The sequence below is a fragment of the Qipengyuania sp. RANM35 genome, assembly GCF_041021145.2.
GTDB classification, from domain to species: Bacteria; Pseudomonadota; Alphaproteobacteria; order Sphingomonadales; family Sphingomonadaceae; genus Qipengyuania; species Qipengyuania soli.
This window is the reverse complement of the sequence record NZ_CM196433.1, coordinates 557,404-582,907: the sequence shown is the minus strand read 5'-3', so window position 1 is coordinate 582,907 and position 25,504 is coordinate 557,404. Positions and strand designations below refer to the sequence as shown.

Sequence of the window (25,504 nt, the reverse complement as noted above, 5' to 3'; positions counted from 1 at the left end):
GCCCCGAATGCTTCAGATTCATTGCAACAGTTGCAACACTGCTACAGCGGTGGTTTTTCTGACACTCATGTGACCGCAGCGGATTGTCGCGTCGCTGCTGCTTGAACCGCGCACCTCTTCGCGGCATAGGCGCGCCAACACGAAAGGCCTGCCGATGAAGATCCGAGTCCACGTCAACCTCAAGCCCGGAGTGCTCGATCCGCAGGGTCGCGCCGTCCATCACGCGCTGGAAGGTCTCGGCTTCGAAGGCGTCGACGATGTGCGCGTTGGACGGCTGATTGAGCTGGATGTCGCCGACAGCACCTCCGATGAGGCACTTGACGACATGTGCCGCAAGCTGCTCGCCAACATGGTGATCGAGAACTACCGCATCGAGAAGGTTGCCTGATGTCGTTCCGCGCTGCCGTCGTCACTTTCCCCGGTTCCAACTGCGACCGCGATATGGCGGTGGCGATAGAGCGGATTTCGGGCACCGCCCCACTGCGCGTCTGGCACGGTGATGCCGAATTGCCCGATGGCCTCGATTTCATCGCCCTCCCCGGTGGCTTCTCGTATGGCGATTACCTTCGCTCGGGCGCAATGGCGGCCAACAGTCCGATCATGCAGAGCGTTAAGGCAGCGGCCGATCGTGGCGTGCCGGTTCTGGGCGTCTGCAACGGCTTCCAGGTCCTCACCGAAGCCGGGCTCCTTCCGGGTGCGCTTCTCCGCAATGCGGGGCAGAACTTCATCTGCCGGACCGTGGGCCTCAAGGTCGAGAACGCACAGTCGTTGTTCACTGGCGGCTATGAAGCGGGCCAGGACATCCGCATCCCTGTTGCCCACCACGACGGCAATTTCTACGCCGACGACGCGACACTCGACCGGCTCGAGGGAGAAGGACGTGTGGCATTCCGCTATACCGAGAGCGTAAACGGGTCGGCCCGAGATATCGCCGGTGTGCTCAATGCGGCAGGCAATGTTCTGGGCATGATGCCGCATCCGGAGCGAGCCATCGATCCCGCGCATGGTGGTACTGACGGGGCAGCGCTGTTCGAAAGCGCTGTCCGCGCGCTCGCGGACGCCTGATCAGGCAGACTTTCGATTAAGGTCGACGGCGCGGCGGGCAAACACCTTGCGCGCGTCCTCGGCACTCATCGGACGACCGAAGTGATAGCCCTGGATCTTGGTGCACCCGAGATCGCGTACCATGATGGCTTCCTCGGCATTTTCGACACCTTCGGCAGTGGTGGTCATGTCGAGGCTTTGCGCCATGGCGACCACTGCGCGAATGATCGCCAGTGACTCGCGGCTCTGCTGGGCGGCACCCTGGACGAAGCTGCGGTCGACCTTGATCGTGGTGAAGTTGAGTTTGCGCAGGTAGCCGAGCGAGGAATAACCGGTCCCGAAATCGTCGAGTGCCACCGAGCAGCCAAGTGCGATGCACTGCTCCAACGCTTTGCGCGCCACGCTGGCATCGCGCAGGAATATGCTCTCGGTCACCTCGATCTCCAGTCGCTTGGGATCGAGTCCGCTGTGCGACAGCGCCCGGACCACGGTCGAGGCGAATTCGGGCTCCAGCAGCTGTTCGGGCGAGACGTTGATGTTCACCTTCACGTCGCTCGGCCAGTGGCGGGCGGCTTCGTTGCAGGCCTGCTGCATCACCCATGTACCGATCGGCACGATCAGGCGGGTATCTTCCGCCAGCGGGATGAACTTGGCCGGGCTTACGAAACCATGCTCCGAGCTGTTCCACCGGATCAGCGCTTCGAAGCTTACCACCTCTTCAGTATGGGCATCCACCACGGGCTGGTAGTGGAGCGCCATCTCGTTCTTTTCGAGGGCGCTGCGGAGCGAGAATTCGAGCTGGCGCTTTTCCTCGGCATTGGCGTGGAGCGAAGGTTCGTACTCGAAGTGCTCGCCACCACCTTCATCCTTGGCGCGATAGAGCGCGAGGTCAGCGTTGCGCAGCATCTCCTCTACAGTCTTACCGTCGCGGGGGCCGATCGCAGAACCGACGCTGGCGCCAACGTATAGGATCTGGTTTTCGATCTGGTAGGGTTCGGAAAGCTGCTCGATAACGGCCTTGGCGAGTTCTTCGATCCGGCGACGGTTACTAAGGTCGCGGATCACGATCCCGAACTCATCTCCGCCCAGTCGTCCGCACAGCTCGTGTTCGCCGACGATGCTCTTCAGACGATTGGCCACCTGACCGAGCATCACGTCGCCGACGAGGTGTCCCAGTGAATCATTGACCGCCTTGAAGCGGTCGAGGTCGATCATCAGGAATGCGCAGCGGGATCGCCAGTGTTCGGCATATGCGAGGGCTTCGCCCAACGCCTCGTTCAGCATCAGGCGGTTGGGCAGATGGGTAAGCGTGTCGTAGCGAGCGAGATAGGCAATCTTTTCCGAACTCTCGCGCTGTTCGGTGACGTCCGAACCGACCCCGCGAAAGCCCTGGAAGATGCCGTTGTCGTCGACAATCGGCGCACCGGAAAGCTCCCACCACCGCTGTCCGGTAGGCAGGGCGACACGGACGAGAAGGTCCGAAAAAGGCTCCTTGCGCTTGATCTTGTCGGCAAAGGCCTTCAGCGTTTCGCGGTACTCGTCATTGCTCCAATTGGGGCCCGAGATCAGCTCGAGAAAGGCCACGCCCTCAACAGATTTGGCATCGCTGCCCAGTGCATAGGCGAAGCGCGGTGAAACCCCCTTCAGGCGCCGGCGCGTGTCAATCTGCCATAACCAGTCGGCCTGCCCCTCCTCGAATTCGCGCAGGAGCATGGAGACCGTCTCGCTCTTCTCGTGCATCGCGGCTTCGGTAAGGCGCGAAGCGACAAAAACCCGGGCATTTTCGATAACGCCGAACACGGCGAATACTACGCTGAAAAGGACCACCGTAACGAGCAGCCAGTTGCCCGCGATGCCAGCGGCAAGAAGCCCTCCGATCCCCACCGATGCCGAAAATGCCATCGAGCTGATCGGGGCACTGTAGCGACTGACAGAGGTGGCCAACATCAACAGCGCCGCGACGCTCCATACGATCCACAGGCGATCGGCACCTCCCGAAGTGGCGAAGGCCATCATGCCCAGGCCCCAAATCACTCCCTTCGCCGCCGAAGCGACTGCATGTCGCCTGATTTCCTCAGCGCCGTAATGCGCAACCTCGGCAGTCAGTGCACGACGATCCTCGGACACCGCCAAGGCAACTGCAAAGGCAAGCGCTACGCCCCATGCCACGAGGAGGACATGGTCGACCCCGCTCCACAGTGTTGCCACGACGAGGATGAGCGCCATCAGTTGGACCGACGCACGAACGACCGTCCGCTTTCCGAGCAGGGCATACTGATGACCGTGAACGCGCGCCCAGTCGGCGCCGTCAGGCGCATCAAGCCCGGTCGCCTGACGTATCGACAGGGGCCGGACCAATTGGGCCAAATCGGATTTCTGCTCGCTCACCCTGTCTGGTTAACGGGTAAGTCTTAGCTACCGGTAAATTTCCTAGGGCTCAGAAAGCACTTTGATGGTAAATTTTGGCTTTATTTTTCAGCATCCAAAGCCGCTTTTGCCGCCTCCCAATTGCGGCCGTCAAAAGGGACCTCGTTTACCGCGATCTGCCCCGGCCTATCGAGGCAGTTAAAATTAACACTCCAGCCATCGGGATGCGATCTCGGCCGGTAGAAACTCTTGATGCCGCAGGTCGAGCAGAAGAGATGGTCGGCCTTGCCAGTGCCGAACTTGTAGCTCGTCAGCGCGTCACCACCGCTCAGGAGCGTGAAATCCTCGCTCTTCACGATCAGATGGCGGAATCCGGTCATCGAGCAGATCGAGCAGTTGCAGATCAGCAGGTCGACCGGCAGATCGATCTCGATCGCGAAGCGCACCGCGCCGCAGTGGCAGCCGCCCTCCTCCCTCATTCGACCGTTACCGATTTTGCAAGGTTGCGAGGCTGGTCGACGTCCGTGCCTTTGACACATGCGACGTGGTAGGCGAGCAACTGCACAGGGATGGCATAGACCAGCGGAGCAATCAGCGGATGCACCCTCGGCATCTCGATCGTGGCAAGGCAACCCTCGCCCGCCTGTTCGAGACCCTCCGCGTCGGAAATGAGTACGATCTTGCCCCCTCGGGCGCGGACTTCCTCCATGTTCGAAACGGTCTTTTCGAACAGCTGTCCCGAAGGAGCCAGGACGATCACAGGTACGGCTTCGTCGATCAGAGCGATCGGCCCGTGCTTCATCTCGCCCGAGGCATAACCTTCGGCGTGAATGTAGCTGATTTCCTTCAGCTTCAGCGCCCCTTCCATCGCCAGCGGGTAGTCTGGTCCACGGCCCAGATAGAGCACGTCGCGCGCCGGGGCGATGAGGTGCGCCATCGATGCGATGTCGTCGTCATGGTCGAGCGCGCTGTTGAGAGCCGCCGGCGCCTCCAGGAGGTGGGCGACGACTTCCTGTTCCTCGGCCCGTGACATCAGGCCCTTCTTCACCGCCATATGTGCGGCAAGCGCCGCGAGCACCGCCAGCTGGCAGGTGAAAGCCTTGGTCGAGGCGACCCCGATTTCCGGGCCGGCATGGGTCGGCAACAGCAGGTCGGCCTCGCGCGCCATCGAGCTCGTCGGGACATTCACGACGACGCCGATCGTCTGGCCGTTCTCCTTGCAATGGCGCAAGGCAGCCAGTGTGTCCGCCGTCTCGCCGCTTTGCGAGATGAACAATGCGAGCCCGCCATCTTCCAGCACCGGCTCGCGGTAACGGAACTCGCTCGCCACATCGATGTCGACCGGCACGCGGGCAAACTGCTCAAACCAGTACTTCGCCACCATGCCAGCGTAATAGGACGTGCCGCAGGCGACGATGGTCACGCGGCGGATGCTCGAGATATCGAAATCGAACTGCGGCAGAGCCACCGAGTTGTCCGACTGGCGCAGGTAGGAGCCGAGCGTCTGCGCGACCACGGTCGGCTGCTCGAAGATCTCCTTCTGCATGAAGTGGCGGTAATTGCCCTTCTCTACCGCAGCTGCCGACGCACCCGAGGTCTGCACCTGGCGTTCGACCGGTTCGTTCGCCTCATCGCGGATCGTCGCGCCATCATGGTCGATGACAACCCAGTCGCCTTCTTCAAGGTAGGTGATCTGCTGCGTCAAGGGAGCCAGTGCCAGCGCATCGGAGCCGATGTAGGTTTCGCCGTCTCCATAGCCCACAACAAGCGGCGAACCGCGCCGGGCGCCGATAAGGATACCGGGGTGGTCGCGAAAGGCGATGGCGAGCGCAAAAGCCCCCCGCAAGCGCGGAAGAACCTCGCCGACTGCCTCCTCGGGCGACTTGCCCTGTTCGACCAACCAGGAAATGTGCTGGACAACGACTTCGGTGTCGGTGTCGCTCTCAAGAGTACGCCCGGCATCTGCCAGCTCGGCCCGCAACTCCTTGAAATTCTCGATAATCCCGTTGTGGACCAAGGCGACAAATGGCGTGGCATGCGGGTGGGCATTCTTTGCCGTCGGGGCACCATGGGTTGCCCAGCGGGTGTGAGCAATGCCGACATTGCCAGGCGCAGGGTTGGCCGCAAGTTCGACTACGAGATTGTTGAGCTTGCCTTCTGCGCGACGGCGCACCAGCTCGCCATCATGGATGGTGCAAACACCGGCACTGTCATAACCGCGGTACTCCATGCGGCGGAGGCCATCGACGAGCCGGTCCGCAACCGCTTCCTTGCCGACGATCCCGATTATTCCGCACATAGATTTCCGCCTTTTCGTATTCGCGTGTGACGCCGAGACTTAGCGACTATTCCCCGTCGATCAATCGGCGACGGGCGCTGCTTTCGGCGTGCTCCACCAGAGGATGAGGCCCGCCCCGATGATGATCGCTGCGCCTGCGAGTGTAGCGAGATCCGGAACATCGCCGAACCACCACCAGCCCATAAAGGTCGCGACGAGCATCTGTACATAGCTGGTCGGCGCAATGGTCGAGGCGCCTGCGCGCATGGTGCCGAGATAGGTCAGCCAATGAGCCGTGCTGGCGGTAAAAGCGACCACGGCGCACTTCGCAACAATGGTCCAGTCCGGCATTCCAATCCGGAGTGCTTCGATATTGCTCAAGTGACCGCCAATTGCGGCAAGGACCATGGGTGGTGCCGCAACCACCGCAACGTAGGCCTGCATGGAAAGAGCGCTACCCTGCCCCGCGCTTGCCCTGTTGGCGATGACCAGAAGCGCGAAAAACGTGGCCGACGCGAGTGGCAGGAGTGCCACCCAGCCAAGCTCCGCAAAACTGGGCCGCAGGACAAGGGCGACCCCGGTCAGTGCCAGCGCAGAAACCAGCCAGACCATCGGGCGCACCTGTTCCCCCAGCAGGGGCCCGCTGAGCAATGCGACCAGCACGGGCGAGACGAAAGCGAGCGCCATTGCCGTCGCCAGGGGCATATTGAAGATGGCGCTGAAGAAACACAGAGTTGCGCCGCCAACGCAAATGCCGCGGGCCAGCTGCAACCACGGATGGCTCGGCTTGAAACCACGTGGACCCTCGCTGCGCAGGAGCAAGGCCGAGAGAGCTATCGCTCCAAAGACATAGCGCAATGCCGCGACCGCCAGTGGCGACCACTGCCCTGCCATGGTCTTGATGACGGCGTCGCCGATCGACAGGAAGATGAAACCGGCAAGGGCCAAGAGTATGCCCCCGCGTTCTTGATGCTGCATTGCTGCGGATATCCGTCGTTTTCCCTGATCTTGGGCCGCTAGACGTTGCGCGGGATAGTGGCCAGCCCCTCTTGGCGTCGTGGAGCCTCGCTTCTCTCATCTTGCCGAAAAAATCGGCGAAAATCCGTGTTCTTGCGGTGTCCCTCTGACCGTCCGCATTAGCCAAAAATAAAGGTTTCCAACTTATTCACCACTCTTCGAGAGGCGTGGTTTCCCTGAGGGAGAGCACCTTCGCACACACGAAACACGTCAATATCGCGTGGGGGTTTTGGAATGAGCGCTTTCGGACGCAAGAACGGACCGGCAGGAATGGGTGCCGGGGCACGTCCGCAGTTCGGGGTCGCACGACCCATGCGTGGCGGTGGTTCTGCTGCTGAAGCCAAGGGCGGCGAACAGTTCCCGCCGATCCCCGACGAACCGGCAGCCGCAGCGCCCGCTGGAAAGCCTTCGCAAGGCGACGCAATGTCGCGCCTCGACGATCGCATGAACACCAGCCATTCGGGTGAATCGCAGGTTGGCGGCTTCGAAGCGAGTGTTCACAAGATCAAGGAACAGGTGCTCCCGCGCCTGCTCGAACGCGTCGACCCGGAAGCAGCCGCGACCCTGTCGAAAGACGAGCTGTCGGAAGAATTCCGCCCGATCATCATGGAAGTGCTGGCCGAACTGAAGGTCACCCTTAACCGTCGTGAACAGTTCGCGCTGGAAAAGGTTCTGGTCGACGAACTGCTCGGCTTCGGTCCGCTCGAAGAACTGCTCAACGATCCCGACGTGACTGACATCATGGTCAATGGTCCGGACCAGACCTACATCGAAAAGAAGGGCAAGCTCACCCTCGCTGGCATCAAGTTCCGTGACGAGAGCCACCTCTTCCAGATCGCCCAGCGCATCGTGAACCAGGTCGGCCGCCGCGTAGACCAGACCACCCCGCTGGCCGACGCCCGTCTCAAGGACGGCAGCCGTGTGAACGTCATCGTTCCGCCGTTGTCGCTCAAGGGCACCGCAATCTCGATTCGTAAGTTCTCCGAGAAGCCGATCACGCTCGACATGCTCAAGGACTTCGGTTCGATGAGCGAAAAGATGTGTACCGCACTCAAGATTGCGGGCGCATGCCGCATGAACATCGTCATCTCGGGCGGTACGGGTTCGGGTAAGACGACCATGCTCAACGCCCTGTCGAAGATGATCGACCCGGGTGAGCGCGTGCTCACTATCGAAGACGCGGCCGAACTTCGCCTGCAGCAGCCGCACTGGCTGCCGCTCGAAACGCGCCCGCCGAACCTTGAAGGCCAGGGTGCCATTACCATCGGCGACCTCGTCAAGAACGCCCTGCGTATGCGTCCTGACCGCATCATCCTGGGCGAAATTCGCGGCGCGGAGTGTTTCGACCTCCTGGCCGCGATGAACACGGGTCACGACGGTTCGATGTGTACGCTCCACGCCAACTCGCCGCGCGAGTGCCTCGGCCGTATGGAAAACATGATCCTGATGGGCGACATCAAGATCCCCAAGGAAGCCATTTCGCGCCAGATCGCCGAATCGGTCGATCTGATCGTACAGGTGAAGCGTCTTCGCGACGGTTCGCGCCGTACGACCAACATCACCGAAGTGATCGGGATGGAAGGCGACGTGATCGTGACGCAGGAGCTCTTCAAGTTCGAGTATCTCGACGAGAGCGACGACGGCAAGATCCTTGGCGAATTCCGCAGCTCGGGCCTGCGCCCCTATACGCTGGAGAAGGCCCGCCAGTTCGGCTTCGACCAGGCATATCTGGAAGCCTGCCTGTAACCTGTCGCGCCATTCAAGCTCGACAGTTCTCATTGCCGGTAGGCCCTGCGAAGTGCGCTTCGCGGCGCTGATGCTGCAAAGCTGGATGCTCATGCGCGGCAAGGCGGAGCGCCGCACGCGCGAAGACGCCTAGCCCGGATTGAACATTGCAGGCACGGCCACCGCCAGCAGCCCGCCGCCGATCACTGCAAAGGTCAGGAACAGGCCCGTCCACGGCACCCAGCCGATGCGGTTGATCTGTGCCCGTTTCATCCGCCGCCGCTCCATCACAGAGCAAAGCGCGGCAAGGACGAGCATCCCGGCTCCCCATAGCGCCAGCAGTTCCGCATCGCTGGCAAAGAGAATTTCGTCGGGCAGCTTCCACATGATGCGCGGGCATATGGGGGAGCACATGGGGGCATGCAATTGCTTGCTTGCCAAAGGTTGCGCGGCAGCTAGGCCCTTGAGTCGTGAGCGAACAGCACGTCCCCCAGCGACCGGGCTTTGCCCTCGCCTTGCGACTTTGCGCGGCTTTCACGCTGGCGACGCTGGTCATGCTGGTGAAATACACTGCCGAGAGCGGAGTGCATTTCGGCGAGATCCTGTTCTGGCGAGCCTCCCTGACCGTGCCGATGTTAGGCTTGTGGCTTGCCGCTCAAGGACAACTGTCAAGGTTGAGGACCAACCGCATGTCTGCGCACATTCGGCGTGCAGTCCTCGGCATGATCGGAATGGCACTAACCTTCGGCGCCCCGATCTTGCTGCCACTCGCTGAATCGACAACGCTGGGCTTCACTACCCCGATCTTTGCCGTGATCCTTTCCGCAATCCTCCTGCGTGAGACGGTTGGTCCCTGGCGCTGGGGCGCGGTCATTGCAGGCTTCCTCGGCATTCTGGTCATCACCCAGCCCGGACAGTCGCATATGCCCATGTTTGGCGTCATCGTCGGCCTCAGCGGGGCCTTCATGGTGGCAGTGATCTCGATCCAGTTGCGCGACTTGGGCCGTACCGACGAGCCGATCGCCATCGTGTTCTGGTTTTCGGCATGGTCGACGGCAGTCTTTGCCCTTGGCCTGCCCTTCTTCATCGAGGCACACAGCCCAAAGCAGTGGCTCCTGCTGCTGGCGATAGGGGCACTGGGCTGTGTGGCGCAGCTTCTCCTCACTGCATCGCTTCGCTTCGGCCAGGTCGCGAGCGTAATCGTGATGGACTATTCCTCGCTCATCTGGGCGACACTCTATGGCTGGATGATCTGGAACCGCCTGCCACCGACGACCACCTGGCTGGGTGCACCGCTGGTCATAGGTGCGGGCGCGCTGATCGCCTGGCGCGAGCATCGCCTGTCCCGCGCGGGAACCGCGTAGTGCGCAACCCGTTTCTTAACCCATATCGCTCAAGTACGAGCTCTTCGACATGGAGAGAAAAGATGGTCCGTAAGTTTCTGCTTGCCCTCGGCATCACCACGATGGCGCTGACCGCCACCGCCTGCAACACTGTAAAGGGCCTTGGCAACGACATCGAATCCGTCGGCCAGGCCGGCGAAGACGCCATCGACTGACCTAGCCGGCGGGCTGCATGACGCGGCCCGCCGTCAGTTGACCTGTCGGTCGCGACCTTCCCAATAGGGAGCGCGCAATTCACGCCGCAGGATCTTGCCGCTGGCGTTGCGCGGCATCACGTCGATCACGTCGATGCTCTTGGGCACCTTGAAGCCTGCTAGTCGCTCACGCGTGAAGGCAATGATATCGTTCGGTTCGACAGTCGCCCCCGGCTTGGGAACGACACAAGCCTTCACGGCCTCGCCCCAGGTTTCGTCTGGCACACCGATGACCGCGACTTCCGCCACCGCCGGGTGACCGTAGATGGCGCTCTCGACCTGCGCCGGGTAGACATTTTCACCTCCCGAGATGATCATGTCCTTGATCCGGTCCTGAATGTAGACGTAGCCGTCTTCGTCCATGTAGGCGGCATCGCCGGTGTACATCCACCCGTCCTTGAGCGAGTTGGCGGTAGCCTCAGGCAGGTTCCAATAACCTGCCATGTTCGACGGACTCTTGCAGATGAGCTCGCCAACTTCGCCAAGCGGCAGTTCATCTCCGTTCTCGTCCACGACCTTGAGCTCGGCACCCGGAACTGCCTTGCCCGCGCTGCGCATACGCTGGTTACCTTCGAGATCGTGGTCGTCGGGAGGCAGCATGGCAATCGTGCCGGTCGTCTCGGTCATTCCGTAACACTGGAGGAATCCTGCGGCAGGTATGGTCTTGACCGCTTCGCGCAGCAGGTCGAGCGGGATGGGAGCGGCACCGTACATCACATATTTGACGCCCGACATGTCGGTGGTTTTCGCTCTCGGGTGCTGGACAACCATCTGGAGCGCCGCCGGCACGATGAAGAGCCGAGTAATGCCCTGCTCGAATCCGTCGAGGACGCCCTCAGGTGAGAATTCCGCCTGGACGATGCCGCGAATGCCAGCTGCCATGGCCATAATGCCAAGCCCCGTCCCGCCGATATGCGCGCAGGGCATGCAGATCAGTATGGCTTCGTCCTCGTCCCAACTCGACCAGGGCTGTGCGGCTTCCTCCGCAGGCAGGCGAAGCGAGAACAGGTTGCCGTTCGTGAGGACGGCACCCTTGGGGTTGCCTGTGGTGCCCGAAGTGTAGAGTTGCAGGATCGCATCATCACGGCCCGCGGGCGTGAACTCATCTGCACTCGCCGCGGCGATCTGTGTCTTCGCAGTTGGCGTGTCGATAATCTCGGGAGGAGAATCCATCTGGCCGCAGGCCTTTGCCGCGAGTTCATCGAAACCTTCGTCGATGAACAGGACCTTCGCCCCGGTATCGCCGAGGATATAGGCAATCTCCGGCGGGGCGAGGCGCCACCCGATCGGGACCATTACCGCACCGACGCGCGCGGCAGAATAGAAGAGCTCGAAATAGTGGCGCGCGTTCTTGCCCAGCCAGGCAATCCTGTCGCCCTTGCCCACCCCATGCGACGCAAGCATGGACACAATCTGACGGGAGCGCACTTCAAGCTCACCGAAGGTAATCGCGTCACCTTCCTGCTCCAGCGCGACCGCATCGGGTTTTTCCTGCGCCCAGTGTCGGATAAGCTCGTCAAACGTGAGCTTTTGCGTCGCTGCCATCAATCCTCTCCGCTGTTATCAGCTTTGATGAACATCATGCCACGCCGGTTGCATTAGGCAACCTGATTCCTGCCCCGCTTTGGCCTTTGCAGCCTATTCCCAGCGACCATTCTTCCGGGCCCGCCTTTCGCGGACCAGCAGCCAGACAACCAGGCCAAAGGGACCGGCCATAAATGTGAGAAACAGGATCGGCGCCTGCACCAGGCGGGAAAATTCCTTGGCATCCGCATCCCTTGCGATCCACAGCCCGACGAAGAGATCGAAGGCGAGGTAGTGGATCCATCCGATTGTCACACCGCCGTCGCTGGCAAAGATCGACCGGACACCCTCAATCGTGGTGAAATCGACGGTTCCGCCTCCCGGGCCCTTCGGGTCGACCAGTCCGCCAAGGATGGCCGATATGCCGAGAGCATAGGCAAGGCACAGCAGGCCCACGCCGAGATAAAGGATAGCCGCAAGCAGCGCGGGCTTGCGCGGCAGGAGGATAAGTGCCGCCCACATTGCCATGGCAAGCAGGTTCGCGATCCCGAATGCAGTTTGCCACATGATCTAAACTTCCTCTTCTTCCGTCCGGCGCCGCCACCACGAGGCGAGCAGGCTGCCGATGACGACGTGATAGACTGCCGATATCGCGCTGGGTACGGGAGCCAGCGCGGCCTGCAAGGGGTTGGCGAATTGCGCTGCAAAACTTGGCGTGGAGGCGAGCGTCGACCCGAGGCCGCTGTTCTGCATTCCCACCTCGATGCTGACTGTCCTCGCTATTTCTTCATCGAAGCGAAGAACACGCGTCAGCAAATATCCCAAGGCGAATCCCGCCGCGTGCAGAAGGAACAGGGCAAGCAACAGGATCCCGGCGTGCTGGCTGATCAGGTCCTTTGATCGCGCAACGATTGCTCCGACGATCAGGACGACCAGAAGGACGGAGACTAGAGGAGCAATCGGTTCGATATTTCGGGTTGCGTCGGGCATCAGGGCACGCAGCGCGACACCGAGAACGACGGGCACGAGCACGACGGCGATCATGGAGCGGAACAACGCCCAGCGATCGATCTCGACGAACACGCCCGCAAGCCAGCCTGTCAGCAGCGGCGTGGCGACGACGGCGACCAGGGTCGATGCCATGGTCATCGCCACTGAAAGAGCAACATTGGCACGCGCGAGGTACGAAATGACGTTCGAAGCCGTGCCGCCCGGACAGCAGGCGACGAGGATGAGGCCGACGGCCAACCCGCCTTCCAGACCCAGCAATGTTGCCAGTACGATCCCGGCGAGCGGCATGATCGAGAACTGGAGCACCACTCCGGCAAGAACTGCGCGCGGCATCCGCAGCACACCCCTAAAATCATCGAGGGTCAGGGTAAGTCCCATGCCGAGCATGACCACGCCCAGCATGACACTGACGAGCGGCTGGCCGAAGGGAACGATACTACCGTCGACAACCCAGAGGAACAGCGGCGGAAAGAACCATGCGAGCATGGTCCCGGCTAGCGTCCAGAATGCGAACAGTCGCGTCGCCCAGCCGATCATGCCCCCTCCCCCTTCGATTCCTAGTCGTCTTCGGCACCGATCTTCGGCAAACTCTTGGCCGCGCGGACAATCGCATCGTTATCGTGCACGAAGCGCCCCCTGGCGTTTCGTTTGGCAAGAGCCAATGCAGCGTCGGCAACTGTCTCCGCCTTGATGGCACGGTACTTGCGGTACTGCCCTTGCAGGGCAAGATTGACCAAGGGCGCAGCTGCAATCCCCAAGCGTTCCGCGACTCTTCGGTCGTTCTCGCGCGTCCCGCGAAGCAATCCGGGGCGCAGAATGTCGAGGCGTCCCAGTCGCAATTTGCCAAGGTCCCGCTCGACCTCGCCCTTGACGCGAAGGTAGAAGTTCTTCGACGCGAAGTCCGCCCCGACCGAACTGACGTGAACGAAACGTTCGACACCATGCTCTTTCGCGGCCCTGGCGACAGCCATGACGAGATCCTGGTCCACCGCGCGGAATGCCGCTTCGTCCTGTCCAGACTTCTTCCATGTCGTGCCAAGCGCGCAAATGATCGCCTTCGGCTTGATCGCCTCAATCACTTCGTCCCACTGCGCAGGGTCTGCGACGAACATTTCCATCCGCGCCCCTTCGGGCAGCTTTGCCTCGCGCCGGGCGATAGCGGTAAGGCGCAAGTCCTCGCGCCCTACGCAAGCCTGCATGACGGTGCGGCCAATCAGGCCGGTCGAGCCGACAAGCGCAATACGGATTGTCTCAGACATTGCTCAAACCTTCGGGTGCGCGACCATAAATCCGGCGCACCTGGTCGATGGCGTAACGATCGGTCATGCCGGCAATGAAGTCGGCGATATGGCGGCTGCGATGCGGTTCGGATGCGGGCATCTGCGAAAGCCAGTCATCGGGCATCGTCGATGAATCCTGACTATAGGCGACGAAGAGGCGCGCAATCACGTCGCGCGCCCGCTCCGCTGTCGAAAGCTGGTCGGGGTGATAGTAGAGCCGCTCGTACATGAAGTGCTTGAGACCGCGTTCCTGGTCGCGCATCGCGGGCGAGAAAGTCGCCAGAGCATGTCCGGCGGCACGCACGTCCTCGGCGCTGTCGATGCCACCCAATTGCGACCGCGTTTGCACCAGTACATCGTTGACCATGGTACCGATCTGCGTACGCACGAGCTCGCGCAGCTGGCGGTCACGCGATGCGTTCGGGAACCGCCGCTCCACCGCGCGCCACTGGTCGCCGAGCCAGTCGAGCGTAAGCAGGTCGTCAAGCTCGAGGAATCCGGCGCGTAAGCCGTCATCGATATCGTGATTGTCATAGGCGATGTCGTCGGCAATTGCCGCGACCTGGGCCTCAAGCGAAGGCCATTCGCCAAGCGAGAGCGGGAAGGCAGCGTCGACCTCCGCCAAAGCCCAATGTGGTGCGTCGACCGGGCCGTTGTGCTTGGCCATGCCCTCAAGCGTTTCCCAGGTGAGGTTGAGGCCCTCGTGTTCGCAATACGGGCTCTCGAGCCGTGCCAGCGTGCGGATACCCTGCGCATTGTGGTCGTAACCGCCTGCGTGGGTCATTGCCTCTTCCAGTGCCTTCTCGCCTGCATGACCAAAGGGCGGATGGCCGATATCGTGAGCAAGGCAGAGGGCTTCGGTCAGGTCCTCGTCCAGACCGAGTTCGCGCGCTATTACCCGGCCAATCTGCGCGACCTCGATACTATGCGTCAGGCGCGTGCGATAATGGTCGCCGTCCGGTGCGATAAAGACCTGCGTCTTCGAGCGCAGGCGGCGAAAGGCGATCGAGTGAACGATCCGGTCCCGGTCGCGCTGGAACTCGCTGCGAGGACCGCGGGTTCCGTCGCGGTTTTCGGCGAATTCGCGCCCGCGGGACTTGGCGGGGTCGGCAGCGTAGCGGGCTCTTTCCATGGGTGGCAGCGGCTTAGGTCAGGTACCCGCGCGCGACAACGTGAACGAAAAGCGAACCCGCCTGCTTATCGGCAAAAAGAAAGGGCCGCGCGACATATGCCGCGCGGCCCCTCCCGATTTCGATACCCTATCAGTGGATGCCGATGGTGTCCGGGTTACCGTCGGGGTCATTGTTGACCGAACCGCCGCTGCGGATGGCACCAAGGAGCAGCAGGCCCGCCATGTGGGGGCTGGCCATCGAGGTGCCCGACAGGGTGGCATAGCCGCCTCCCTTGTAGGTCGAGTAGATCGACGAACCCGGCTCGGCATAATCGACCGGCGGGTTGCCATAGTTCGAGAAGCTCGACCAATTGTCACCCTGTGCGAACGACGACACTGTGTAGATGTTCGGGTGGTTGGCCGATGCAGGTGACTTGGTAGTTGCGCTCGTGCTCTCGTTGCCTGCGGCCAGGGCAAACTTCAGTCCGCTTCCGGCTGCGGCAATGACTGCATCGTTGAGCGCCTGGCTAAAGCCGCCACCCAAGCTCATGTTGGCCACATCACCGCTTGCAGCAATGCTTGCTGCATAGTCGATACCGGCGATGACGCCGCTGTTCGAACCCGAGCCGCGACGGTCGAGAACCTTGACCGGGATAACCGTAACGCCCGGAGCGACCCCGATAACGCCAATACCGTTTCCTGCGATGGCAGCGATGGTACCTGCGACATGGGTGCCGTGGCCGTTCAGATCGTTTCCGTCACGATCCTTGGTGAAGTTGCGCGCAAGCGAAGTGTTCACGTTGATATCGGGGTGGGTGAAGTCGACACCGGTGTCGATAACGATCGCTCGACCGGTCGCGCCGGTCTGGCCGCCGTTAACGCGCTGGATGCCCCACGGCAGCGTTTCGGCCTGGGCGGTCACGCCACCCGGCTTGCCGCTCTGCATAGTGGTGATGACCTGGTCCTGCTCGCAGAATGCGATGCGCGGGTTGTTGGCCTGCATCTTCGCAACGCCCTGGGCTGATGCGTTGATGGAGAAGCCGCGAATGGTGTTCTGGTAGGTGTGGCCGACACCACCACCAGCAGCGTTGGCGGAGCGGGCCGCCTCGGCCTTGACGTTGCCCTTGGCGACGAGACCGGGGTTGAAAACGCAGATGTAGGAATTCTCTATCTTGGAGCCTGCTGCGGGGGCCGATTGGGCCGTACCCGAGACAGACATCCCCGCTGCCGCAAGCGCAAGGACGCTCGCGGCCGCCATGCGACCAACGGTAATTTTCATATTGTGAGTCCCTTCCCAGAGTTAGGAAGGTACATCATGCCGACAAAAAACTTTGCATCAATATCGTCATGGTAAATTTCGTTGAAAAAAATTCTTCGCGCTCTTTTCTAACGATACCTGACCGATTGACGCATCATTCGAGTATCCAGTCGGCAATTTCCTTGCAGTGGATCGTCGTGGAATCGAAGACCGGCAGAACATTTGCATCGGTATCGACCACCAGTTCGAGTTCGGCACAGGCGAGGACGATCGCTTCCGCCCCCTCCTTTTCTTTCATCGTAATCATCGTCTTGATTGCCCGCTCTGCATCGCGCGTCACGCGGCCCAGCATAAGTTCCTTGTAGATGATGCCATCGACCATCTCGACGTCTTCGGGCTGCGGAGGAAGCAAATCTACACCGTGCGCGACGAGACGCTGGCGATAGAAACTTTCGGTCATGACATATCGCGTGCCGAGCAGCGCCGCGCTCTTGCAGTTGGCCTCCTGCATCGCCCGACCGACACTGTCGGCGATATGGAGCACCGGTATCGACACGGCTTCCCCTATGCGGTCGTACACTTTGTGCATTGCGTTCGCAGCGATCACCAGCCCCTCGGCCCCGGCGCCCTCAAGCCGCCGTGCTGAATCGATCAGGATGGTGGCAACGGCATCCCAATCCTCTACCTGCTTCGCTTGGTAAATCTGCAGGTAGTCGAGGCTCTCGATGAGCATTGGCGGGCCCGCCATCGGAGCAACCCTCTTCTGCACCAGCCGATTTATGCGTTCATAATAGTCGCGGGTCGAGATCCAGCTCATCCCGCCAATCAACCCCAATTTCCGCAAACCCTGCGCCCCTTCCCTTGAAGCCGACGGTCAACCGTGCGGCCCTTAAACGATCCTAAGGCGTAGAAACGGACGGCGTATCTTCGGGTTCCGCAGAAGTCGGGTTACCGTTCGCCAACACCTCGTCGAGCCAAGCCGTCAGGTCTGCGACGCTCTTTTCCGGTGCCTCTTCCATCGGAAGGTGCCCGATCCCCGGATAGTGAACCAGCTTTGCGTTGGGGAGATGGTCCATGTACCAGCCTGCCGCGTCATAGGGGATTAGCGCATCCTCTTCACCCCACATCACGAGCGTCGGGACCTGCATCGCAGCGACGCTTTCCGCCGAGAAGGACCTTCGGGGGGTAGAAAAGCGCTTGCGCGTGGCCGCGCGCGCGCCTGGATAGCGAGCCATCTCCCAATAGCGATCGACCGCCTCGGGGGTCACCACGGCCTGGTTCGATACGCTCTGCGACAGGCTCTTCTCGACAAGCGAACGCGGCAAGAGCTGGCTCATCAAGTCGCCGATGACCGGCTTGCCTGCGAGAGTGAAAGCAAGATTTCCGCTACCCTTACGCTCGATCGGAGCTCCGCCCGCATCGACGAGGATAAGCGCGTCGAGCCTGTCGGGATTGGCGATGGCGTATCCCATCGCGATCCCGCCACCCATCGAATTGCCTCCCAAGGTGAAAGTCCCGACGTCCAGTGCATCTGCAACCTCGTCGACGTCATTGACGAAGGCCGTGAGGTCGTAATCGTCACCGGGCGCAGGTCCGGTCAGCCCGTGGCCACGCTGGTCGAAGCGGATCACCCGGTACTTGTCGCGCAGGGCCTCGGTCCATTTCTGCCAAGCAGAAAGGTCCGCGTTCGAGCCGTGAAGCAGGATGATGACGGGCGCATCGCGCGGTCCCTCGTCGCGGAGATGAATTTCACGGCCGTCGGTGAGCTTCACGAACTGCGACGGGGCAGTGGCATATTTCGCGCGCATCTCGGCAGGATCGGTATCGGGCACCCGAAACACGAAGAACAGCACGACCAGCAGGCCAAGCAGTATGCCAAGAATGCGCCAGAGCCACTTCATGGGGCCATCTCCTCGATCCAATTGCGCACGATGGCCAGCCCGTCGGTGTCGACCGTCTCCTTGCCAATCTCCGGCATGGCAACGCCCGGCTCGGTTGTGCTCATACGATAAGCGATGATCGACTTGTCAGGTGCACCGGGGACAATGTCGAACAAATTTCCGCCTGCCCCACGTCCGGCTGCCACTGGTCGCTTGCCGATGCCGATCGCGTGCGGGTCCTGCTGTTCCCAACGCAGGTCCAGTCCGCTGTTCGATGCCGTTGCTCCGGGCCGGTGGCAATGGGCACAGTTGACGTCGAGGTAGGCGCGCGCCGCGGCCGTGAGGTTGGCGCTCTCGCGATCCTCCCACACGGGAAGCTGGTCGGCATCCTGGGGCAATTTGTCGAGGTGCCCGGCATCGACCATCGCCGCGAGCCAGTCGCGCGACAGATTGCGCGCCTTGGGACCGATCGGCGTCACTACGCCGTCCAATCCGTGGCATTCCTTGCACTGGTTCTTGTTGGGCACGCGGTAGCTGATCGCCTCACCTTTCGGCGTGAAGAGGTCGAGCCGCGCCCCCGCGATGGCAAGCCGGGCCTCGGTCTGCTCGTCGTTCCACAGATAGGGCAGCGCGAGCCAGCCGTCGGCACGGTGCAGGAGTACGCGGGTTTCGACCAGGCGGCGCTTGCCATCCTGCTGAAAGGCAAAGGTCTTGATGAGCGCACTTCCGACAGGCAGGTCGAGCAGGTTCTCGCCATTCGCTCGCGCCATTGAACCTGCCGGCACGTAGACGAAGCGCAGCTTTTCAGCTCCGTCCGAAAACAGCGGCGTATTGAGCCGATAGGGGGTGACGCCCTTGCCCGGCAACTGCGCGGGCGCGTCAGCGAAGAAGCCGTACTCGGACAACGACCTCGGCATCGCAGGATCGGTTATCGCGACTTCGTTGACCGAGCCGGGCGGGGTCGCGCGCGCTACCATCGCGCCGGAAAATGCCAGCGCGGCGCAAGCGACCCAGGCGAAATGCTTCATCCACCCAGCCTTTCAAGCAGCGCGGCAGGCGCCCCAATGCCTTCGCGGTAGAATATTTCGATGGGCGCGGGGGCATTGGTAAGCGGCGCAGGCTGAGCACCTGTCAGTCCCTTGCCCTGCTCTGTCAGACCGAGCGTCCATCCCTTGGTACCCGGCGCAACGTAGAGCGCAGAAGTCGGGTTTCCGAGCCCGTCCCACAGCAGCGGGGGCAATTCGCCACCGAAGGCTGCGAGCAGTTGATCCGCACCTTCGAGTTGGGGATCGTAACCCCCGTTGGCGATCAGATTGGCCCCGACCGTCACATTGCGCGGAAACGGATCGTACCGCGGATCGGTGAACGCCTGGGTGTAGGAAATCACCATGATCGGCGCGGTCGGGTTGCCGGAGAGGATGTTGTTCTCGACCAGCACGCGGTCGTTGGCCATGACCATGATGCCGGTCCCGCGGCGCACGCCCGCGACGATGTTGCCCGGGGGTGCAAAGTTGGGTGTGTCGTTCGCAACCACGAGGTTGTTCGCGACGATGACATTACCGCCACCCATGACCGGCAGGCCAGGCAGGTCGAAGATCAGGATGCCACCCGTGTTGCGCGTGGCGACATTGTGCTCGACCAGTGCATTGCGGCTGTTCTCGATCTCGATTCCGGCGACATTGGCCTCGGCAATCGAGTTGCGCACTGTGATGTGGTTCGACTGTCCGACGTAGATGCCCGCATCGGACGCGCCCGAAACCTTTGCCCCGTCGACAAGCACGCCGTCGCTTTCGACCGGGTAGATGCCATAGGCGCCGTTGGTGGGCGCAGGACCATTGGTCCAGGTCACACGGATGCGATGGTAGATGATGTTGTCGGCACCCTTGGACTTGATCCCGTCACCCTTGGGATTCTCCAGTGCGAAATCACGCAGGGTAACGTTGTCGCTGGTCACCAGCAGGCCTTCACCCGCTCCCTTCTGGGTGGTGAAATCGAGTACCGTGCCGTCCATGCCCGCCCCGCGGATGGTCACGCCGTCGACGTCGAGGCTCAGTCCGTCAGTAAGGGAGTAGCGTCCCGCGGCGAGGACGATCTCGTCTCCGGGCTTGGCCACGATGAGAGCTTCCTGCAGGCGTTCCTGGGCTCCATCTCCGGGCGTCACTGAGTGGGTTTCGGCAAGCACCGGCGCGGCACTCGCCAGCATGGCTGCGGCAATCGTCAGACGGATCATGAGTCTCTCCCTTGCAACCCATACTGCCGCAAGGGAGCGTGATTGCAAGCGGAGGCGCTAGCCGCCGGAGCCTTCCGCTACGGCAAGCCCGTCGAGCGAAGGCTTGCGGCCCGGCGAGAAGGCCAGAGCCATCCGGAATGCCGCGGCTGCCTCGTCCTTGCGCCCGAGTACCAGGAGTTGCTGGCCAAGCATTTCGTAGCTGGGGATGGCGATTGCAGGCGGTCCGAAATCCTCGGGCAAGGCGTCTTCGGCTTCGGCTGCTGCGCGGAGCATGGCGAGGCCGTCTTCAGTCTTGCCCGAAGCCAGTGCCACCAGTGCATCGCCCTGTGCAAGCTGACGGGAAATCCACGGCATGGTGTAAGTGTTGAGCGGATCTTCGGTCGGCAATACGCTCGCGATCTCGCTGCCAAGGCTACGCATTTCCTCGAGCGTCGAGCGCATTTCCGCAACGTCGTCACGATGGGCGAGCAGGCGCGAAGTCGCGAGGTCGAAGCGCATCAGGAGATAGCCATCGCCCGTGCCCTCGACCGGATCCGGCCAGTTTCCGGTCAATACCCCGTTCCAGAGCGAAATCGCACCATAGCTCGATGGTGCCCCGAACCCGAGGCGTCCCTTCCGCTCTCCCGCAATCGCGCCGAGAGCCTGGGCCCGGCAGCCGTCGACGATCGCGCTGGCATCCTTGCCCTGATGGATCAGCGCATAGACCAGCCATTCGTTGTAGTGCCCGCAGAATGCGGGATCGCGACTTTGTGCAGCCCGCTGGCGGTCCACCACCGAGTCCGCGTTGATGTTGGCCAGTTCGGACGCCTGCCAGTCGCCCAGCGCGTGGAAGATGTGGCTCACCATATGCTGGGCATGGCCCGCATCCGGCGCGACCTTGGCATAGCGTTCGGCGGCGCGTGCCCCCAGCGGTGCATGCACTGGATCGTCATAGGAATGGATGAGGTAATGCAGGATGCCCGGATGGTGGTCGTTGGTGATGAAGCCCGGCTCCAGCAGACCGGCTGCGCGCATGTAGATGGGGATCTGGCGCCCGCCATGTGACGAACCGAGGATCGCAAGCCCGGTAAAGGCGCGCGCATCGATGTCGGATGGGTCTGCATCGAAAAGACGCTGCATGGCGGCGAGGTAGGCCATGTCCCGCTCCTGCTTGGTGCCTTCGCCATAGAGTGCCTCGACCGCGGCCAGCCAGCCTGACTCGCGAGGATTGCGCGCCTTCGCCGCGCGGTCTGCGGGTGTCGGCCCCAGCTTCGCGAGAGCAGCAATCGCTTTGTCGCGATCCTGCTCTTCCCACAGCGAGTGGTTGTAGCTCATCGCCTCGCCCCAATAGGCCATGACGAAGCCCGGATCGGCGGCCTGGGCGCGCTGGAATTCCTCCGCGGCGTAGTTGTATTCGAAGTTGTGGAGCAGCGCGAGGCCGCGAAGGAAGGGTTCCCGTGCCTCAGGCTTCGCGCTGGTCTGCATGACCATGTATTCGGTGCCCACCCGCTCAAGCGTGGCATCGGCATGTTCGTGTCCGTCATGAGCCAGCGCAGTGGATGCCATCAGCAGTGCAGCGGCAGCAGCGAAATATCGCGTCATCGGCTTTCTCCCCTGCCCGGCATCATGCCGCAAGGGGGCGCGATTGCAAGCTGGTGTAGGTCAGATACCGCCGAAGGCGCAGATCGCGGCCGAGGTGGCAGTGACCTCGACGACTTCGGGATCGCCGACCCGACGGACCCGCTCGAGCACGCCCGCGACGGTCATCGGCACATCGGCCTCACCCGCCTCGGGCTTCAGCGCCTCGAGCTTGCGGAGCTGCGCAATCGACAATTGCTCGGACATGCGCGTCGCCATGCACTCGGCCATCGGTTGCGGAAGCCCCCGTGCGACCAGTTCGCTCTTGATCCGCTGGCGTGCAACGCGCTCGGGTCCTCCGGTGAAGAACCAGACGGCACCGCCGGCAATAAGCAGCACGACTATGACGAGCAGGACGCGCTTCAAAACACGACCTCAGTCCAGCGCCTTGACGATATCCTCGACCATCTTCTTCGCATCGGCGAGCAGCATCATGGTCTGGTCCATGTAGAATACGTCGTTGTCGACGCCCGCGTAACCCACGCCGCCCATGCTGCGCTTGATGAAGAAGACCTGCTTGGCTTTGTCGACGTCGAACACCGGCATGCCATAGATGGGGCTGGTCTTGTCGGTCTTGGCCGCCGGATTGACCACGTCATTCGCGCCGATGATGAAGGCGACGTCGGCCTGGGCGAATTCGGAGTTGATGTCCTCCAGCTCGTAGACGTTCTCGTAGGGAACACTGGCTTCGGCGAGCAGCACGTTCATGTGCCCGGGCATGCGTCCGGCAACAGGGTGGATGGCGTATTTCACCTCGACACCCTTCTCCTCGAGAATGTCGGCCATCTCGCGCAGAGCGTGCTGTGCCTGCGCCACCGCCATGCCGTAGCCGGGAATGATGATGACCTTCTCCGCCTGTTCCAACATGAAAGCGGCGTCCGCCGCGCTGCCCTGCTTGTAGGGGCGCTGTTCCTTGGCTTCGCCACCACCTGCGCCCGCCTCGGCACCGAAGCCGCCGGCAATGACGCTTATGAAGCTGCGGTTCATCGCGCGGCACATGATGTAACTGAGGATCGCGCCCGAGCTGCCAACCAGTGCGCCGGTGATGATCATGGCCGTATTGCCAAGCGTGAAGCCCATCGCCGCAGCGGCCCAGCCCGAATAGCTGTTCAGCATCGAGACGACGACCGGCATGTCCGCCCCGCCGATGGGGATGATCAGCAGGAAACCGATCACGAAGCTCAAAACCGTCAATGCGATGATCAGCGGCATGGTTTCGGCGGGACCGGCCATGGCAAAAAGCGCGGTCAGAACGATAATGGCGGCCAGCGTGCCGAGGTTGATCACGTGGCGCGCAGGCAGGAGGATCGGCGAACCGCTCATCTTGCCCGAAAGCTTGAGGAAGGCGATGACCGAGCCCGAAAAGGTGATCGCCCCGATGGCGATACCCAGACCCATCTCAATCTTGCTGACGGACTCGATCCCGCCGTCGGCGGCCAGCAGTCCGAAGGCACTGGGACTGAGATAGGCAGCCCACCCGACCAGCACAGCGGCAAGGCCGACCAGCGAGTGGAACGCAGCGACCAGTTCGGGCATCTGCGTCATCGCGATGCGCCGCGCGACAGTGACGCCGATGATCCCGCCGAGGAAGATCGCAATCCCGATCTCGACGATGTTGACCACCGAGTGCGTGAGCAGCGTGGTCACCACGGCAATCAGCATACCGATCATGCCGAAGCGGTTGCCCGTGCGGCTCGTCGAAGGTGACGAAAGGCCACGCAGGGCAAGGATGAAGAAGATGCCTGCCACAAGGTAGGCGAGTGCGACCCAAGGGTTAACGGGACCATGCGCGGCCGCGGTTTCGGAGGCACTCGCAGCGATCGCCTTCATGTAGCTGCAATCCATCGTAACCGGATCTGCACAGGCAGTCGTCTGGCCAAGAACGGAGAACATCACTTCTTCTCCTTCTTCTTGTACATCGCCAGCATGCGCTCGGTTACGGCAAATCCGCCGAAGATATTTACGCTCGCCAGGACCACGCCAAGCAAGCCGAGCCATTTCGCGAGGTCATTCCCGGCCTCCGCGGCTGAGATCAGCGCGCCTACAATGATCACCGATGAAATCGCATTGGTGACCGCCATCAGCGGCGTGTGCAGCGCAGGCGTGACCGACCAGACCACGTAATAGCCGACGAAACACGCCAGCACGAAGATCGACAGGATCGAAATGAAGTCCACTGTGGCCCTCCCCGGGTCCGGATAATCTACTGCGCCGCCAGCCTCTCGTTCACGACCTTGCCGCCCTGCGTCAGGCGCACGGCATTGCCGATTTCCTCGTCGAGGACAGGCTTGCCCGCTTCCTTGTCCCAGAAGGCCGAGAGGAAGTTGAACAGATTGCGCGCAAACAGGGCCGAGGCGTCGGCGGCGAGATGGCCTGCGGTGTTCGAATAGCCGACGATTTTCACGCCGTGCTTTTCGACCACCTGGTCGGCGGCCGAGCCTTCAACATTGCCACCCTGCGCGACCGCGAGGTCGAAGATCACGCTGCCCGGCTTCATGCTGGCAATCTGCGCGTCCGAGATCAGGCGCGGCGCGGGCCTGCCCGGGATCAGCGCGGTGGTGATGACGATGTCCTGCTTGGCGATGTGCCCGGACACCAGCTCGGCCTGCGCCTTCTGGTATTCCTCGCTCATTTCGGTGGCATAGCCGCCCGAACCCTCGCCCTCGATCCCCGCGACGTTCTCGACAAAGATCGGCTTGGCACCGAGCGACTGGATCTGCTCCCTGGTCGCCGAACGGACGTCGGTCGCGGAGACCTGCGCGCCGAGGCGCTTGGCGGTCGCAATCGCCTGGAGCCCCGCAACGCCCACCCCCATGACGAAGCACTTCGCCGCCTGCACCGTACCGGCAGCGGTCATCATCATCGGGAAAGCGCGACCATATTCGTTCGCCGCGGCGAGAACGGCCTTGTAGCCCGCGAGGTTGGACTGGCTTGAAAGCACGTCCATGCTCTGCGCACGCGTGATGCGCGGCATGAACTCCATGCTCAGCGCTTCGAAGCCGGCCTTGGCATAGGCGTCGACCAGCGCCGCGTTGCGGAATGGATCGAAAGTCGCCGCCACCCACGCACCGGGCTTTGCTCCGGCCAGCGAAGCGATATCCGGGGCCTGCACGCCAAGCACGATGTCGGCGTCCTTTATCGTCGCGGCTGCAGAACCGAGTTCTGCACCCGCTTCTCGCAGGGCGTCGTCGGTGATTGCAGCGCCGAGACCTGCCCCTCCCTCGACCGCAACGCTGGCACCCAAGCCGATGAATTTCTTCACCGTTTCAGGCGTGATCGCAACACGGCTCTCGCCGGCCGCGCGCTCCTTCAGCACCGCGATCCGCATCGGAGGTGCGTTAGTTCGAAATCAGTATGACGACGAGCGCCGTAATCGCGGCAATCACCGGGATCGCCCACTTGAGCATGCCGATGAACGAGGAATAGGTCTTGCTGTGCGCCTTCATGTCGTTGGCGGAATTCATGCGATACCCCTGAGGTTGCGGATTGTCGTTGGCGGCGGTCTATCGCGCCAGGCGCGGTGGCTCAAGTCCCACCTTCGTCCCATTCCCCAAAGCCGGCAGCC

26 protein-coding genes are annotated in these 25,504 nt (G+C 62.1%); 5 read left to right on the top strand and 21 right to left on the bottom strand.

Going from position 1 to position 25,504, the window contains the following annotated elements:
* Positions 1-154: 154 nt before the first annotated feature.
* Both purS and purQ read left to right on the top strand, forming a co-directional pair.
* Positions 155-388 carry a phosphoribosylformylglycinamidine synthase subunit PurS gene (gene purS / locus RAM60_RS02885; RefSeq protein ID WP_200982984.1) on the top strand — a complete coding sequence of 78 codons (234 nt, stop codon included), beginning with the start codon at positions 155-157 and terminating at the stop codon, positions 386-388.
* Positions 388-1,065, top strand: a complete 678-nt coding sequence (gene purQ, locus RAM60_RS02880) for a phosphoribosylformylglycinamidine synthase subunit PurQ (RefSeq protein ID WP_369025649.1) — start codon at positions 388-390, stop codon at positions 1,063-1,065. The genes purS and purQ overlap by 1 nt, the downstream gene beginning before the upstream one ends.
* Here the strand turns inward: purQ and RAM60_RS02875 are convergent, their stop codons facing one another.
* The 4 genes from RAM60_RS02875 to RAM60_RS02860 form a co-directional block, all read right to left on the bottom strand.
* The gene (locus RAM60_RS02875; protein WP_510640138.1) at positions 1,066-3,411 is read right to left on the bottom strand and encodes a putative bifunctional diguanylate cyclase/phosphodiesterase; all 2,346 of its coding nucleotides are present in this window, start codon (positions 3,409-3,411) and stop codon (positions 1,066-1,068) included. It abuts the gene before it with no gap.
* A gap of 101 nt (positions 3,412-3,512) precedes the next feature.
* The gene (locus tag RAM60_RS02870; protein ID WP_369025651.1) at positions 3,513-3,890 is read right to left on the bottom strand and encodes a GFA family protein; all 378 of its coding nucleotides are present in this window, start codon (positions 3,888-3,890) and stop codon (positions 3,513-3,515) included.
* Positions 3,887-5,710: a glutamine--fructose-6-phosphate transaminase (isomerizing) gene (gene glmS, locus RAM60_RS02865; protein ID WP_369025652.1), complete on the bottom strand. Its 1,824-nt coding sequence runs from the start codon at positions 5,708-5,710 to the stop codon at positions 3,887-3,889. Before glmS ends, RAM60_RS02870 begins: the two co-directional genes overlap by 4 nt.
* A gap of 60 nt (positions 5,711-5,770) precedes the next feature.
* Positions 5,771-6,667, bottom strand: a complete 897-nt coding sequence (locus tag RAM60_RS02860; protein ID WP_369025653.1) for a DMT family transporter — start codon at positions 6,665-6,667, stop codon at positions 5,771-5,773.
* Positions 6,668-6,940: 273 nt separating this feature from the next.
* On the opposite strand from RAM60_RS02860, the gene RAM60_RS02855 reads away from it, so the two are divergent.
* Positions 6,941-8,452 (top strand): TadA family conjugal transfer-associated ATPase, encoded by a 1,512-nt coding sequence (locus RAM60_RS02855; protein ID WP_200982974.1) that lies wholly within the window; start codon positions 6,941-6,943, stop codon positions 8,450-8,452.
* Positions 8,453-8,581: 129 nt separating this feature from the next.
* On the opposite strand, the gene RAM60_RS02850 is transcribed toward RAM60_RS02855, so the two are convergent.
* Entirely contained in the window at positions 8,582-8,818 is a 237-nt protein-coding gene (locus RAM60_RS02850; RefSeq protein WP_369025654.1) for a hypothetical protein, read from the bottom strand.
* Positions 8,819-8,901: 83 nt separating this feature from the next.
* Here RAM60_RS02850 and RAM60_RS02845 point away from each other — a divergent pair, with 83 nt between their 5' ends.
* Together RAM60_RS02845 and RAM60_RS02840 are read left to right on the top strand one after the other, a co-directional pair.
* Positions 8,902-9,795 (top strand): DMT family transporter, encoded by an 894-nt coding sequence (locus RAM60_RS02845; protein WP_369025655.1) that lies wholly within the window; start codon positions 8,902-8,904, stop codon positions 9,793-9,795.
* Positions 9,796-9,857: 62 nt separating this feature from the next.
* Positions 9,858-9,989 (top strand): entericidin A/B family lipoprotein, encoded by a 132-nt coding sequence (locus RAM60_RS02840; RefSeq protein ID WP_200982970.1) that lies wholly within the window; start codon positions 9,858-9,860, stop codon positions 9,987-9,989.
* A 33-nt stretch (positions 9,990-10,022) separates the two neighbouring features.
* Here RAM60_RS02840 and RAM60_RS02835 read toward each other — a convergent pair whose 3' ends face one another.
* The 16 genes from RAM60_RS02835 to RAM60_RS02760 form a co-directional block, all read right to left on the bottom strand.
* Complete coding sequence (locus RAM60_RS02835) at positions 10,023-11,573, bottom strand: fatty acid--CoA ligase (protein WP_369025656.1); 1,551 nt, start codon at positions 11,571-11,573, stop codon at positions 10,023-10,025.
* Positions 11,574-11,666: 93 nt separating this feature from the next.
* On the bottom strand, positions 11,667-12,119 hold the full coding sequence (locus tag RAM60_RS02830) for an ABA4-like family protein (RefSeq protein ID WP_369025657.1): 453 nt from the start codon (positions 12,117-12,119) through the stop codon (positions 11,667-11,669).
* 3 nt (positions 12,120-12,122) lie between these two features.
* Positions 12,123-13,100, bottom strand: a complete 978-nt coding sequence (locus RAM60_RS02825; protein ID WP_369025658.1) for a bile acid:sodium symporter family protein — start codon at positions 13,098-13,100, stop codon at positions 12,123-12,125.
* 20 nt (positions 13,101-13,120) lie between these two features.
* Positions 13,121-13,822: an NAD(P)H-binding protein gene (locus RAM60_RS02820; RefSeq protein WP_200982962.1), complete on the bottom strand. Its 702-nt coding sequence runs from the start codon at positions 13,820-13,822 to the stop codon at positions 13,121-13,123.
* Complete coding sequence (locus RAM60_RS02815; protein ID WP_369025659.1) at positions 13,815-14,975, bottom strand: deoxyguanosinetriphosphate triphosphohydrolase; 1,161 nt, start codon at positions 14,973-14,975, stop codon at positions 13,815-13,817. The genes RAM60_RS02820 and RAM60_RS02815 overlap by 8 nt, the downstream gene beginning before the upstream one ends.
* Positions 14,976-15,105: 130 nt before the next feature.
* The gene (locus tag RAM60_RS02810) at positions 15,106-16,233 is read right to left on the bottom strand and encodes a S8 family serine peptidase (protein ID WP_369025660.1); all 1,128 of its coding nucleotides are present in this window, start codon (positions 16,231-16,233) and stop codon (positions 15,106-15,108) included.
* 133 nt (positions 16,234-16,366) lie between these two features.
* Complete coding sequence (locus RAM60_RS02805; protein ID WP_369025661.1) at positions 16,367-17,056, bottom strand: aspartate/glutamate racemase family protein; 690 nt, start codon at positions 17,054-17,056, stop codon at positions 16,367-16,369.
* 55 nt (positions 17,057-17,111) lie between these two features.
* The gene (locus RAM60_RS02800; protein WP_369025662.1) at positions 17,112-18,113 is read right to left on the bottom strand and encodes an alpha/beta fold hydrolase; all 1,002 of its coding nucleotides are present in this window, start codon (positions 18,111-18,113) and stop codon (positions 17,112-17,114) included.
* A complete protein-coding gene (locus RAM60_RS02795; RefSeq protein WP_369025663.1) occupies positions 18,110-19,120 on the bottom strand; it encodes an SO2930 family diheme c-type cytochrome in 1,011 nt (336 codons plus the stop codon). Before RAM60_RS02795 ends, RAM60_RS02800 begins: the two co-directional genes overlap by 4 nt.
* A complete protein-coding gene (locus RAM60_RS02790; protein ID WP_369025664.1) occupies positions 19,117-20,322 on the bottom strand; it encodes a parallel beta-helix domain-containing protein in 1,206 nt (401 codons plus the stop codon). The genes RAM60_RS02795 and RAM60_RS02790 overlap by 4 nt, the downstream gene beginning before the upstream one ends.
* A gap of 57 nt (positions 20,323-20,379) precedes the next feature.
* Entirely contained in the window at positions 20,380-21,903 is a 1,524-nt protein-coding gene (locus RAM60_RS02785) for a tetratricopeptide repeat protein (protein WP_369025665.1), read from the bottom strand.
* 60 nt (positions 21,904-21,963) lie between these two features.
* Positions 21,964-22,305 (bottom strand): hypothetical protein, encoded by a 342-nt coding sequence (locus RAM60_RS02780; RefSeq protein WP_369025666.1) that lies wholly within the window; start codon positions 22,303-22,305, stop codon positions 21,964-21,966.
* 9 nt (positions 22,306-22,314) lie between these two features.
* The gene (locus RAM60_RS02775; protein WP_369026149.1) at positions 22,315-23,769 is read right to left on the bottom strand and encodes an NAD(P)(+) transhydrogenase (Re/Si-specific) subunit beta; all 1,455 of its coding nucleotides are present in this window, start codon (positions 23,767-23,769) and stop codon (positions 22,315-22,317) included.
* 62 nt (positions 23,770-23,831) lie between these two features.
* Positions 23,832-24,116, bottom strand: a complete 285-nt coding sequence (locus RAM60_RS02770; RefSeq protein ID WP_369025667.1) for an NAD(P) transhydrogenase subunit alpha part 2 — start codon at positions 24,114-24,116, stop codon at positions 23,832-23,834.
* A 26-nt stretch (positions 24,117-24,142) separates the two neighbouring features.
* A complete protein-coding gene (locus RAM60_RS02765; protein WP_369025668.1) occupies positions 24,143-25,267 on the bottom strand; it encodes an NAD(P) transhydrogenase subunit alpha in 1,125 nt (374 codons plus the stop codon).
* A gap of 10 nt (positions 25,268-25,277) precedes the next feature.
* A complete protein-coding gene (locus RAM60_RS02760; protein WP_200982942.1) occupies positions 25,278-25,403 on the bottom strand; it encodes an aa3-type cytochrome c oxidase subunit IV in 126 nt (41 codons plus the stop codon).
* Between the last annotated feature and the right edge of the window lie 101 nt (positions 25,404-25,504).